Here is a 13,494-nt window from a genome sequence, read left to right on the forward strand (position 1 = left end):
GTGTTATAGCACGCTTGTTAGCATTTGTCAATGGTGAGTGCTAATTTTTTTGTGAACTTTTTGTGTCCTCTTAAAAAGCGAATCATAACCATTTTTTCTTTTTGAATTTCCAAATTAACGCTGCGACTGTCACAATGCTCACCAGAATTACCAATGGATATCCATATTTCCATTTGAGTTCCGGTATATGTGAAAAATTCATCCCGTACCACCCTGCCAGAAGCGAAAGCGGGAGAAATATTACTGTCACCACTGTAAAAATTTTCATCAGATCATTCTGCTCAATCGCCAGCTGGGATTGATATGCTTCCCGGAGCTGGGACACCATTTCCTGCAAATTCTTAACGGCACTCAGGTAACGGTCCGTTCTATTCCTCAAAGTCATCAATCTGCGGACTCCGTCTTCGCTAAATAGTTGGTTGTCATTCACGGTCATTTCATCAAAAATGAAATTAAGCTGCTCATAGTAGCGTTTCAGGCGCAACAGTTCCTGCCTCCATGCAGTAATGTATTTCAAATAGGATGCCTTGTCGCCGGACAGCACCTTGTCTTCATTATTGCTGATTTCTTCCTCAAGATTATTCAAAAAATCCATGTCTCCTTTCAGCAGTAACGAAAAAAAATGGTAGAAAAGCCGCTCATTTGTTGCTCCTTCTTCCCCTGTCATCGTATGCAGAATCATATTTGCTTTTTCTTCTGCCTCAGAGGTTTCACAAAATACCAGCAAATCCTTTCCGTCCAGATATAAGAGCATCTTAAAATCCTCTTTTTTTTCACTCTGAACATCGTACCAGTCAAATGCAAGGATATCGCAGTCCTTAAAACACTCAAAACTGTCCGTAATCTGTTCATCAATATACCGAAGAATCTTTTTATCCATATAAGGAGCAGCTTCATCGGTGTTTGTAAATGAAAATACTTTGTACATTTATCCTCCACGTCCTAACTTTGTTATATTTTCAATGTTGGAATATTGCTATTCTTCAGCAAGGAATTTTCGACTTTTTGATTCTATCTTCTGCTTCACCAGAAGAAGATTTTTCTCGTTCCAGTTCAATCACATCTGAAATATCACAATCCAACGCCCCGCAGATACGAAGCAGGGTTTCCATGCTGATATGCAATCCCTTTCCCATATTGGCAATCTGGTTTGTGGTGAGTCCTGCGGCAAGCCGCAAGTCCTCTTTTCTCATGTTCCGCTCTTTCAATGTATTCCAAAGCGGTTGATAGCTTATGTGCATTTATCGTCCTGCCTTTCTCCCAGTGCTGGGGTTCGTGCTTCCCATTATAGCAGTTTTCTTGCTAACTCGCAATATTTCTTGACGGCTCGCCGGTTCCGTCTGGATTGTGCTTTTCCTTTCCGCTTTTATTTACATCTAATTAGCCATAACCTGCTTGACACCCTGGGACTTTGCTTATGTGTGATAAAGAAGCAATAGAAGTGCAAAAAATTTTGCCGTTCCTATCCGACACTTGGCCATTGTGTCGGATAGGTCGGGCGGTTATTCGGGCAAGTCAATCTTGCCGACAAAGCTGTAATAAATCTCAATGTCCTGCCTGCGGGTGCCGTTCTCATCATAGCTGCACTCATGCACCACAATTTTCTCGATCATTTCCCGCAAGAGAGTGGGGGTCAGTTCTTCAAAGGCAAGGTGCTTGCGGACAATGCCCATAAATTTCTCGGCGTTGACGGTAGCTGCCTGTGACTTGTCCAGTTCGGCTTGCAGGGCGGCGGCTCTCTTTTTCAGCTCCGCTTGCTCGGCTTCGTAGTCAGCCGACAGTTCCATGAAACGCTCATCGCTGATTTTGCCGTTTACATTGTCCTCATACAGCCGCTTGATAATGCGGCTGATTTCAGAAATGCGTTCCTGCGCCTGTTCAAGCTGCTTGATGGCTGCGGCGGTCTTTCGCTTGCCGCCGATCTCGTTCTGCTGGACAAGTAGTTTCACAAACCGGCTCTCATGCTTGGCTGCGTATTCGGTCACTTGCCGGAGATTTGCCAGGACACCAGCGGTCAACAGATCGGTGCGGATAAAGTGCGCCGTACAGTTGCGGGTGCGCTTCTTGTAGCTGCCGCAGATGTAGCAGTCCTGTTTGCGGTCTTTGTTCTGATACCGCTGCTGATACAGCACATGGCCGCAGTCGGCGCAGAACAAAATCCCGGAGAACAGCCCCACTTCATCGTAGCGGTTCGGGCGTTTGCGCTGTTTGCGTAACTCCTGCACCCGTTCCCATGTTTCCTTGTCGATGATCGGCTCATGGTGGTTCTCGAAAATGGCCTGCTTCTCGACGGGGTTCTCTATGCTGTGCTTGACCTTATAAGAAGGCTTTTCCGTTTTGAAGTTCACCAGACATCCGGTGTACTCTCGGTTTTCGAGGATATGAACGACGGTGTTGGTCGCCCATTTGCACTCATAGCCTGGGTGATAACGGCGGGTGCTGCCTGTCCGCTGATATTCCAGCGTCCCCGGCGTGGGGATTTGCTGCTCCGTCAGCATACGGGCAATCTTGGTCGGGCCGTTCCCGGCAAGGCAAAGCTGGTAAATCTGCTGCACCACCGGGGCGGCTTCCTCGTCTATAATAAAATTCTCGTCCTCGTCCATCACATAGCCGTAAACCGGCTTGCTGGTAACAGGCTTGCCGCTCATGCCTTTTGACTTTTTCACTGCCTTGATTTTCTTGCTCGTATCTCTCACCAGCCATTCATTGAACAGATTTCGCAGCGGGGTAAAATCGTTGTCCATGCCCTCGCTGGCACTGTCCACATTATCGTTGACAGCGATAAAACGCACACCCTTTTGAGGGAACAGCATTTCCGTGTAAAACCCTACCTGCAAGTAGTTTCGCCCTAACCGGCTCATGTCCTTGACGATGACCGTACCCACTTTCCCGGCTTCAATGTCCGCAAGCATGGCTTGAAATCCGGGCCGCTGGAAGTTCGCGCCGGAAAAACCGTCGTCTCCTAATGTCAAGATGAAACTAAAAAAATTAAGGGATTATTTACACTTTTCGCTACCTTTCACCCTTAAATCCCGCTTGTAATCAGCGTTGCGGTTTCAAACACTTCTATACCTGAACGGTTCAGGTCATCAAGGAATCTTCCAACCTGGATGTAATCCTTGCCCAGCCGGGACAGGTCTTTTACCAAAAGTGCATCTACCTTTCTTGCCCTTACGGAATCAAGAAACTGCATGATCCCAGGCCGGTCAAAGGTCAGGCCACTTTGTTCATCCTGCGACTGGCCGACAACATTCAGCTTCCGCTTTTCTGCAAAACGGCGCAGGCTCTCCATCTGGATTTCTAAAGCATGGCTGTCCAGCGAAGCAACGCGGCCATACAGCCAGAAACACTTACGATTCATTCGTCGTGTCCGCCTTCGATTTCAGTTCTGCCAGCAACCGTTTGTACTCGTCCTGAAATTTCCAAACGATCTCAATAGAGGTGTCACTGTAAATGTAAATATGCTGGATCAGCAAATCCACCAGTTCTCGTGTCAGTGTTCTTACATTGGTATATGGCAGAACACTTTCGGCCGGGGATTTTTCGTCCGGCAACTGCCGCTTTTCGCTCTGTAATTCTCTGATTTTCTGTTCAAGGCGCCCGATATGTTCATCGCACTGCTTGCATCTGCGTTTATATTCTGGTTCATCACATAAGCCAGATACCATATTTTCAAACGCACTCATTTTCTCCTGCTGGCGCATTTTAATGGAGTTTTCATGTGCCAGTATTTTTTGCTCAATCCTCTGATTGTACCGATCAGCCTTATCAGATTGCCGCTGCCGTGCTTTCTCTGCCTTTCGGAGAAACTGTGCCATCGCACGAATGGAAGCAAGCACGGCCTGTTCCAATTCCTTTTCGCTCATTTTATCCTGCGGGCATCCAATGTCCGGTTTTCTTCGGTAAGTCTGACAGATATAATATGGATTTGTTCCCTCCATGCGTGTCATTGCCAACCGGCAATGACCACAGCGGACCTTTCGGTAAAATATTCGGCTGCTTACTTTAGGCGGCGCTGAATGAGATGATGCAGACAGTTCTTTTGCTGCTTCAAAAAGTTCTTTTGAGATAATCGTAGGGATTGCCCCATCAACAACCGTCCACTGACTTTCCGCCACACGCTTTATATCATGGGACCCTACCTTTTTCCGCATGGTCTTTCCATAGACAGCCTTGCCGGTATATCGTTCATCATTGAGGATTTTTCGCACCGTTCCAGAAGTCCAATAGTTGCTGTCCTGATCGACACAATTCCATTTCCGCGTTACAGATTGCGTTCGTTTGGTCTGCAAAGGGGTCAGAACACCTTCGACATTGAACTTCCGGGCTATCTCATGGGTAGACAAACCACTGATGAATAAATCAAATATCCGCCGGACTGTGGCTGCCGCAGCTTCATCCACAAGCAGGGTGTGCTTATCTTCCGGCGATTTTTGATAGCCAAAGAAAGCAAATGGAGCAAGGTAGTAGCCTTTCTCCGCAAGCTGCTTCTTTGTGGAGCGAACCTTTTCCGAGAGTTCCTTGCTATACAGGTCATAAATCACATTGCGGAACGACACATCAATCAACCCTGCGGCGCCGTATTTGTGATCCTTGCTGTCGTAGCCATCATTGATTGCGATAAATCGGACATCCAAGAAGGGAAAGATCTGTTCCAGATAGTCGCCTACCACGATGTAGTCACGCCCAAAACGGGACATATCCTTGACGATGATGCAGTTGATTTTCCGATCCCTGACCTGCCGCAAAAGGCGCTTGACTGCGGGGCGCTCCATGTTCGTTCCAGAATAGCCATCATCACAAAATTCCAGAATCCGCGCTCCTGAAAATTCGGGGTGCTGTGCGATATACTGATGGATGTAGGCCCGCTGGTTGACCACACTGTTGCTCTCATTTTTTTCATCCGACAAGTCGCCATCCTCTGCGGAAAGCCTGATGTAGACAGCAATCACCAATTCCATAGCAGGCTTAAAATCCCTCTCCATATTCACACCCCCTATACAGTAGTTTTTTCATTTCGTCCTGATATTTCAGGATAATATGTACCTGCTTGTCCTCATTCACATAAATCTTCTCAACCAATGCCAGAAGCATTTCCCGTCTCAGTTCCTTTTCCCCTTGGAACCTCGAAAAAGCAGCGAACCACTTGTTCTGTTTTGGGTTTGTTTCCGGCAGTTGAGCCTTTTCGTCCGCAAGCTGTTCCAAACGGCGTTCGATCAACGCATACTCATCATCATACCGGCTCTTCCCAAACAGATAGTCAGCCTGTGACACGATACCACTCGCATAGCTCTCAAAAAGGTTCTGGCGCAGGGTGTCGATCCGTTTTTGGCGGTCTTGGGCGGAATTGATTTCATTATCAATCGACACTCTGTGAGTTCGGACGGCTGCCGATTTCTCTACCTTTTTGATGATTGACTCCACATCTGCCAGCAGAGAGATTTGCAGACGGATCACATGAAACACCGCAGCTTTCAGTTCATCCTCCGAAAGCCCTCCGGCGTTGGGGCAACCAATATCCAGAAGGGACGCATGGCGTGGGCAGATGAAGTTGAACGAAACATTTCGCCCCTTGTTATAAACACTCTTATAGCGGGTCATGTTGCGCTTACAGCAGGCGCAAACAACAAGCCCTTCAAAAATATTCTCACTGTTGAAATGGGCATATTTCCCCAGGCGGCTGTGATATTCGTCCCGTCGTGCCTTCATAATCTCCTGTACGGCATCGAACAATTCCTGCGAGATGATGGCTTCATGCGTATTGGGAACGATGACCCATTCAGACGAGAGAATTATCTTTTGACGCTGGCCTGCATATAGCTTGGAGATTTTCTTGCCCTGTGCCATGTGACCCAGATATACCGGGTTTTGAAGGATGTTTTTTACCGCCTGCGTCTGCCAGGGGTCATTCTGCGCATAGCGCATCGTGTAGATAATCCCCTGCAAATAGCGGTGATGGTTCGGGTTTGGAACCTTTTCTTCACTCAATATTCGGGCAATCCCCGCATTGCTCATCCCATCCTTTTTCATCTGGAATATCCGCTGGACCACAGGCGCCGCTATCGGATCGACAATCAGCTTGTGCTTATCTTCGGGTGACTTCATATAGCCGTAGGCTGCGTAGTTCCCGATAAATTCGCCGTTCCGTTTTTTGATGTCCAATGCGGAAAAAACCTTATGAGAAATGTCCTTCGCATAAATGTCGTTCATCAGATTTTTCAGAGCTGCACTCATGGCGTCCCCACTGTCTGCCCGGACGCTGTCGTAGTTGTCATTGATGGAGATAAACCGAACTCCCATAAACGGCAGGACCTTTTCCAAAAAGTTTCCGGTTTCCAGGAAGTCACGGCCAAACCGGGACAGGTCTTTTACGATGATACAATCCACCCGGCCAGCTTTTACATCATCCATCATCCGTTGAAATCCTGCCCGTTCAAAATTGGTTCCGGTTTCTCCGTTGTCACGGTAACAATCGTATAATTCAAGGTCGGGATGCCTCGCAATATAGGCACACAGGTAATCTATCTGTGTTTGAAGGCTCTCGCTGTCCTTCCGGTCACGGGTATCCATAATGGACAGCCGCACATAGACAGCGACACGGTAGACCCGCAGCGATTTTTTCATTTGGGCGGCCATAGGGGACGGCAGTTGGCCGGTCTGCGCCGCAGCAATTTTGCTTCTCCGGCTTACTCTTGCCATTTATACCGCCTCCTTTTTGTTCAGTGCATCCCGATTCTTCATGTGCTGTTCGATATAAAGAATCGTTGCCCGGTATTCATTCTGATGCTTAAAGATAACTTCAATACGATTTCCTTCATGGACATAAATGCGTTCAATAATCTTCACCAGACTTTTGCGCTCCATCACATCCACATTACGGAATGATTTGAAATGGGTGATCCATTCGTTTTGCGCAGTCCCGGCCTTGTTGATGGCATCCAATTCCTGCTGGCGTCTTGTGATAGCAGCCGCAATCGCTTCGCATTTTTCTGTGTAGACCCGCTGATACTGCTTAAACTCCGCTTCACTCAACAGGTGATCCACAAAGTTCTCGTAAGCCGACATTTTGAACTGCATGGTCTGCTCATAATCTGCTTTCAGCTTATCAAGCTGACGGTCAATCTTTTTGGCCTGCATATCTTCAGCCGGGAGGGTGGCGATAAATTGTAAGGTTTTCTCAATACTCAAAACCGTTTCAAGATACGCATGAATGCTGTCCCGAACGGAATTTATCAGCAGCGCCTCACTGATGCTGTGGGTACTGCACATCCTGCGGTCGGCCCGGTTGGTGGAACAGGTGTAATAGAAATACTTCTTCCCATTGGCGGGAACCGTTTTGCGAATCATGTTCTGCTTGCAATCTGCGCAGAACAATAGGCCAGCAAATGGGTAGACAGTTTTATGCTGCGTGGCAATTCTGGTGTCTGCCTGCAGCAAGCCATTGACGGTCTTGAAATCCACCTCGCTGATGATCGGCTCATGGGTATCTGTAACGCTGATCCATTCTTCCTGCGGCTTATCCAGCAGCTTCTTGATTTTGTAATTGGGGCGTCCGGTTTTGCCTTGCACCATCACCCCAATATAAAGGGGATTTTTCAGGATGCGCCCTACGGCCACCGCCGACCATTGTGACCGTGGGTTACGCTTAAACCCGGACACATATTTCATGCCCAGAGATCGTTTGTACTCCGCAGGGCAGAGAACTCCGTCCGCATTCAGGCGGTCAGCGATCCCTTGCTGGCTCATTCCGTCCAGCTTCCAGCGAAAAATATCCCGCACAACGGCAGCCGCATAGTCGTCGATAATCAATTTATTCTTGTTATCCGGGGACTTCAAATAGCCGTAGGCCGCAAACGCGCCCACAAACTCACCCTTGCGTTTCTTGACTTCCAGGTGGCTTCGGATTTTTACCGAAATATCGCGGCTATATGAATCGTTCATCAAATTCTTGATCGGCAGGAGAATCGTGCTGGCCTGCCCCTGTAAATTAGCGGTATCATAGCCGTCGTTGATTGCGATGAAACGCACATCATGGTCGGCAAACTCCTGTAAGACTTTCCCGGTTTCGATATAGTTTCTGCCCAAACGGGAGAGGTCTTTTACAACTACGCAGTTGACAACACCGGAGCGTACATCCTGCAACACTTCCTGAATCCCAGGACGAAAAAAATCAACGCCACTAAATCCGTCATCCTTCCTCTCGGCATGGATGCGGATTTCCGGCATTGATTTCAAAAATTCCGTTATGAACTCACGCTGATTCTTGATGCTGTTGCTTTCCATTTTATCTCCGTCATCATCAGAAAGACGAAGATAGAGGTCGGCATTATAAACAGCTTCACCGGTGATTTTTTTCATAGCAATGCCTCCAATCGTATTTTTGGATTAGACCCAACAACGATTGGAGTGCAAATTTAGTCCGCTCTTATTATACCGCAGGATTGAACCGGCGTCCAGGTATTTTTGCGGTTCCATTCGTGTCAAAGTCCTAAAGGGAACGCAGATAGCTTTCAAACTGTTCTTCCAGGGTGGTATGCTCCGCCGATTCTGAAAAACCGATTTTGACTATGATTTTCCCGTGACGGAAGCAATATGGATTATGAACCTGCCGGATAAAGTCAAGAATCCTTTCCTCTTTCGGCAGGTCCGTATCGACAGCGACCTCCCGAATGTCCATAAGCTGTGCCGGATCAACCGTTTTGATGTCCACCTGGGAAAGTGCGTCCAGTTCTGACAAAGTTGGTATCTTCAAACAGGCCCCTCCTTTCTGCCTTTACCATCCTATTCAGAAGGGAACCCATCCTATGCCTATGGGTTCAACCCAATGCTGATTGCCAGTGCCACATCCACCTCCAGCATTTTTTCCTTGCTGATCTGCCCGATATAGCCACGGAGCCGCTTTCGGTCGATTGTTCGCAGTTGCTCCAACAGCAATAGCGAGGTGGGAGCAAGCCCCGGCACATTTTCCAGCAGAATATGTGTCGGCAGGCTGTTCTTGGCTTTCCTGCTGGTGATGGCCGCCGCAACGATGGTAGGGCTGAAATGGTTCCCCACATTGTTTTGGATAATAAGGACAGGACGAATGCCGCCCTGTTCGGAGCCGACCACCGGGTTCAGGTCTGCATAGAACAGATCGCCGCGCCGGATAGCCTTTCGCATAAATTGACCTCCTGAATATAAGTAAGCCGGAAACAGGGCAGGCCAAAAGACCTGCCCCATATCCAGCGAAATACAAAATCCGATTTGTTTTCTTGCTATGTGCCATTTGTCCTTGACACCCCGCACATACTGGGAAGTCATCGAGCGGCCGGCAGCGTACCGGCCCACGGGAATTTCACCCCTCCGAGGATCTCTCCGAGCTGCCCCCATTGCGTGATCCTGCGGTCAAGCAGGGCTGTGGCTGGACAGGAGTACCATTATACCCCTTGCCGGTCATGGCCTCGCCGGGTGCTGCCCGGTTGTGACAGGCTGCCGTTACTCGCTCATACGGGACAGGATTGTACGCAAGACCAATTATATGATAATCAGGTGGGATCTGCTCATCTTGTCCGTATATCATGGCGCGGCCCCTGAGTCGGCTTTTGCTCCTCGCACTGACAAGGGGGAAGTTACTGATGAATGAGTATGCGGTTGTCAAGGTCCAGGCGAAAGGAGAACTCTCAAAAAGAATGCCTTTCACCTATCGTCCTGAAAACCGGGGGGTGTCACCCCTGTTCCGCAAAAAATTTTTTTAATTTTCGGATTGCCAGGTCCAGCGACTTTGCAACCACCTGATGGCTCCTTCCTTCCAGTCTGCCAATCTGCCGGATGGATAAGCCCTTAAAAACATACAGACAGAACCGCCGCTTTTGAATTTCTGTAAGTACATCCGCAGCAAAGAGTTTTTCAAACGCTCTCCGTGCATACAGGCGGTTTTGAAACTCGGTCAGCTTTTCCTCCCATTCTTCGTCCAAAGGGCGGGTGGCACAGATCTTTGTTTCCTCCAAGCCGGTAAGGGAGTCATCTTTTCGGGTCTGGGCGCTCTCAGCCCGATCCTGCTCATAGTAGATTTGATCGGACAGTGCCTTCAGTTCCGCAAAGTCCTTTTCCGTTTTGCCAGGATTCTCCTTCAGATAATCTTCCAGAGTGATTTCCAAAATCTCATTATGAAAGCGATAAACAATGTTTGGGCTGTTTTTGTTTATCGCATAGTCGCTTTTGCGATAATCATACATCTTTCTACCTCCGATTTGTTTTTGGTTGAAAACAAATCGGAGGCGGCGGCCCCCTATTACGTTGTTCGGGGATCCGAAAATGAAAGCGGCTGACTCTGTATCGGGATACAAAATCAGCCGCTTTCTGGGTATTTGCATTGAGAAGTCCAACAGGGTAGGCAGCACCGGCAGGCGGGGGCTTGTCCCCGCTGGGGGAAAACTCCCGCGCACAAAAGCACCGACCAACACCTATTGAAATTTGTCCATTGAAAGCCGTGTGTCGTTGATACGGGACAAAAAGCAACTTCTCAATGCTGTGGATAAAATTGTCCATAGCATCGCTACTCCTTGCCCGCCATTATGCGGACGGCACACAGGCGGCTGGCATCATCCCCTTTCTTTTCCTCGTGTAGCAGCATCTTGCTGCCGCCTTTGCTGATATTCAGTTATCACTGCGAAAAAGTTCGTGTTTTGTCGCTTCAAAATAAAACAGCAGTCTTTATCCAACATTAGATAAAGACCGCTGTTCTATGGACCACTGTTCATCTGCGCTGCGATAGATCATAGGCCTCACCTCACTCAATCTGCTTAACAGGGATATGAGATAAACTGCCACATTATCAATGTATCAGACAAGTTTCTTCCTGATTTCATTAGAAAATGTAAAGTCTCCCATAATACCTACAGTAGTCGCCCTTGTTTATCAACAGCAACTATGCTTTTACTGTTTATTTGCTTCAATTTTATATCCCACACGGAAAACAGTTTTGATATAGATGGGGTGTTTGGGATCAGGCTCCAGCTTGTTTCGTAGACGCCAGATCGTGTTGTCTACGGTGTTGGTACCTAATTCATAGTCCTCGCCCCAGGCCGCATTGTAGAGCTGCTCCCGACTGAACACACGACCAGGGCAGCGGGCCATACAGTAAAGGATGGAGAACTCTCCGTAGTTCAGGCGGATTTCCACACCGGCCTTCGTGACCCGACGCTGTTCTGGAAATATCTGAATATCTCCCAGCGTCAGGGCAGAAGGATCAAGGTCAGCAGCATGGAGAATCTGAACATCTTTTCCTTGCAAAGCCCCCATGATGGACCGAAAAATGCTTCCGTCTGGGTCGGAAATTCGTATTACGATTATTTGCTCCATGCTGCTCACCCCCTTTCAAGTTTTCCTTCAAAACCGCTTTTGTGCGGCTTCTTTTAATCGCTGAAAACTTTCATCGCTAATGAGATGCTCCATCCGGCAGGCGTCAGCCTCCGCTATCTTGGGGTCAACACCCGCTGCGATAAGCTGCTCAGTAAAAAAACAATGGCGCTCGTAGATTTTTTCGGCAACCTTGCGGCCCACATCGGTCAGATGGAGAATGTAATCCTCGTCCATCGTGAGAAAGCCGCCGTCCCGCAGGGCAGCCACCGCATGGCACACGCTGGGCTTTGATACCTCCATGTGCCGGGCCACATCTACGGAGCGTACCATGCCGAGTTTCATTTGGAGAACAAGGATAGTTTCCAGATAGTCCTCCCTGGACGCATGAAGTTTCATAGAACATCTCCCTTCTAAAACAACTTACACAGCCCAACCAAGACTCTCCTGTTGGATATGGAACAGTTTATGGTACAATCCATTCTTTTTCATCAATTCATCATGTGTGCCATGCTCCACCAGTCTACCGTTATCAAGAACGAGAATTTGGTCGGCATCCACAACGGTACGAAGTCGGTGAGCAATCATAATGACCGTCTTACCCTCTACCAGTTTTGCAATGGCCCGCTGGATTAAAACCTCGTTCTCCGGGTCGAGAGATGCTGTTGCTTCATCAAGAAGAATAATCGGAGCATCTTTCAGTAATGCACGGGCAACGGAAATACGCTGACGCTCACCACCAGAAAGAGTACTGCCGTTTTCTCCGAGGACAGTCTGATAACCGTCCGGCAATCGCTGGATAAATTCGTCACAGTACGCCGCCTTTGCCGCCGCCATAACCTGTTCCTCGGTAGCGTTCATGTTACCTACGCGGATATTATTAAAAACAGTGTCATTGAACAGGGTCACATCCTGAAATACAAAGGACATACAGCGCATCAGGTGTTCTGGCTCAATGGTTCTGACATCCATACCACCAATGGTAATCTGGCCCTTTCTTACATCCCAAAAGCGGGCAATCAGTTTGGAAATCGTACTCTTTCCACTGCCGGAAGGGCCTACCAGGGCTGTTATACTTCCAGCAGGAATAGAGCAAGACACATCCTTGATAACATCGTCACAGTTATATCCGAAAGTGACGCTTTTCAGTTCAATGTCATACTTGGATACATCCTTATCTTCGCCCTCCATAGAGGGCGTGGTCAGCAGGGTACGCATACGGTTGGTAACAGTCCCCAAATGAAACAGAGAGGTTAACTGCGAAAGGATAGCAAGGATTGGGCCGTAAATCTGCGTGGAGAACATGAACAGCACCAGCAAAGGAAGCAGTTCAATTTGACTACCAGTTATCAGTACCGTTCCAATAAAAATGGTGATACCAAGACCTGCTTGCAGAACCAGGCTGGCTCCCTGAACCAGAATACCAGAGGCCAGTTCCACCCTGATGGCGATTTTTCTCATGGCTTGGAGTGCTTTGTCCAGCGTGGAGAAACGGGAACCGCTAAGGCCGCAGGACTTAATAATTTTGATACCTTCCAGGTATTCCTGAATCTGGCTGGACGCCTCCAACTTCACATCCACCTGTTTGTCAAACAGACGGAGTTGCAGCTTTCGCCCGCACCAGATGATGAGAAATGTAACCGGCATCGTGCAGAAAATCGCAAGGGCCATTCTCCAGTCAAAAAATGCCAGACAAATACAGGTCAGGGTAACAGAGATAATATTTGCGATCAGCGGCGGAATGGTACTGCTGAGCATGGATTCCATGCTGCTGCAATCCGCCATCATGTTTGTGGTAATATCAGATAAATCTTTTGTGTTAAAGAAGCTCATGGGGAGTTTGCGAAGATGTTCTGCGATCCGAAGTCTGGTCGTGCTGGCCTCTTTATAAGAAGCAATGTAGGTTTTTCTATAATCATTTTTTGCAGACAGGAATACCAGAATAGCCGCAACCACTCCCAGTCCCAGCAGCTTCCACAGTGCGTCCCATGAAATTGCTTCTCCGGTGAACGGTTTCAGCAGTTCCCAAAAAAGTAGGCAGGCTACCATTGAAGGAAGCAGCAGTGCAATATTGGTTATTGTGCAGGCTGTAATTGCTTTTTTTAAGTCGGAGTAGCCTTTCTCCGATAGCATTAACTTTTCTTTCAGCTTACTCAT

Annotated in this window: 13 protein-coding genes and 1 pseudogene; all 14 read right to left on the reverse strand. The window is 48.1% G+C overall.

Going from position 1 to position 13,494, the window contains the following annotated elements; genetic code table 11:
- Positions 1-82: 82 nt before the first annotated feature.
- Positions 83-928 (reverse strand): magnesium transporter CorA family protein, encoded by an 846-nt coding sequence (locus tag FYJ45_RS11970; RefSeq protein ID WP_070470268.1) that lies wholly within the window; start codon positions 926-928, stop codon positions 83-85.
- 55 nt (positions 929-983) lie between these two features.
- Positions 984-1,241 (reverse strand): helix-turn-helix domain-containing protein, encoded by a 258-nt coding sequence (locus tag FYJ45_RS11975; protein ID WP_070470271.1) that lies wholly within the window; start codon positions 1,239-1,241, stop codon positions 984-986.
- A 177-nt stretch (positions 1,242-1,418) separates the two neighbouring features.
- Positions 1,419-1,481: pseudogene (locus FYJ45_RS33405) on the reverse strand (Maff2 family mobile element protein); the annotation flags it as partial.
- Positions 1,482-1,502: 21 nt separating this feature from the next.
- On the reverse strand, positions 1,503-2,975 hold the full coding sequence (locus FYJ45_RS11980) for a recombinase family protein (protein ID WP_321170231.1): 1,473 nt from the start codon (positions 2,973-2,975) through the stop codon (positions 1,503-1,505).
- A 50-nt stretch (positions 2,976-3,025) separates the two neighbouring features.
- Positions 3,026-3,361, reverse strand: coding sequence for a recombinase family protein (locus FYJ45_RS11985; RefSeq protein WP_154464761.1), 336 nt, complete (start codon positions 3,359-3,361; stop codon positions 3,026-3,028).
- On the reverse strand, positions 3,351-4,985 hold the full coding sequence (locus FYJ45_RS11990; protein ID WP_154464762.1) for a recombinase family protein: 1,635 nt from the start codon (positions 4,983-4,985) through the stop codon (positions 3,351-3,353). The genes FYJ45_RS11985 and FYJ45_RS11990 overlap by 11 nt, the downstream gene beginning before the upstream one ends.
- Positions 4,969-6,699: a recombinase family protein gene (locus tag FYJ45_RS11995; RefSeq protein WP_154464763.1), complete on the reverse strand. Its 1,731-nt coding sequence runs from the start codon at positions 6,697-6,699 to the stop codon at positions 4,969-4,971. The genes FYJ45_RS11990 and FYJ45_RS11995 overlap by 17 nt, the downstream gene beginning before the upstream one ends.
- Positions 6,700-8,358, reverse strand: a complete 1,659-nt coding sequence (locus FYJ45_RS12000) for a recombinase family protein (protein ID WP_154464764.1) — start codon at positions 8,356-8,358, stop codon at positions 6,700-6,702. It abuts the gene before it with no gap.
- 130 nt (positions 8,359-8,488) lie between these two features.
- The gene (locus FYJ45_RS12005) at positions 8,489-8,752 is read right to left on the reverse strand and encodes a DUF6870 family protein (RefSeq protein WP_154464765.1); all 264 of its coding nucleotides are present in this window, start codon (positions 8,750-8,752) and stop codon (positions 8,489-8,491) included.
- A gap of 56 nt (positions 8,753-8,808) precedes the next feature.
- A complete protein-coding gene (locus FYJ45_RS12010) occupies positions 8,809-9,159 on the reverse strand; it encodes a type II toxin-antitoxin system PemK/MazF family toxin (RefSeq protein ID WP_154464766.1) in 351 nt (116 codons plus the stop codon).
- A gap of 545 nt (positions 9,160-9,704) precedes the next feature.
- On the reverse strand, positions 9,705-10,214 hold the full coding sequence (locus FYJ45_RS12015; RefSeq protein ID WP_154464767.1) for a sigma-70 family RNA polymerase sigma factor: 510 nt from the start codon (positions 10,212-10,214) through the stop codon (positions 9,705-9,707).
- Positions 10,215-10,914: 700 nt separating this feature from the next.
- Positions 10,915-11,340: a winged helix-turn-helix domain-containing protein gene (locus FYJ45_RS12020; RefSeq protein ID WP_154464768.1), complete on the reverse strand. Its 426-nt coding sequence runs from the start codon at positions 11,338-11,340 to the stop codon at positions 10,915-10,917.
- Between the two features lie 27 nt (positions 11,341-11,367).
- The gene (locus tag FYJ45_RS12025) at positions 11,368-11,736 is read right to left on the reverse strand and encodes a metal-dependent transcriptional regulator (RefSeq protein WP_154464769.1); all 369 of its coding nucleotides are present in this window, start codon (positions 11,734-11,736) and stop codon (positions 11,368-11,370) included.
- A 24-nt stretch (positions 11,737-11,760) separates the two neighbouring features.
- The gene (locus FYJ45_RS12030; RefSeq protein ID WP_154464770.1) at positions 11,761-13,494 is read right to left on the reverse strand and encodes an ABC transporter ATP-binding protein; all 1,734 of its coding nucleotides are present in this window, start codon (positions 13,492-13,494) and stop codon (positions 11,761-11,763) included.

This window comes from Eisenbergiella porci, assembly GCF_009696275.1.
Lineage (GTDB): Bacteria > Bacillota > Clostridia > Lachnospirales > Lachnospiraceae > Eisenbergiella > Eisenbergiella porci.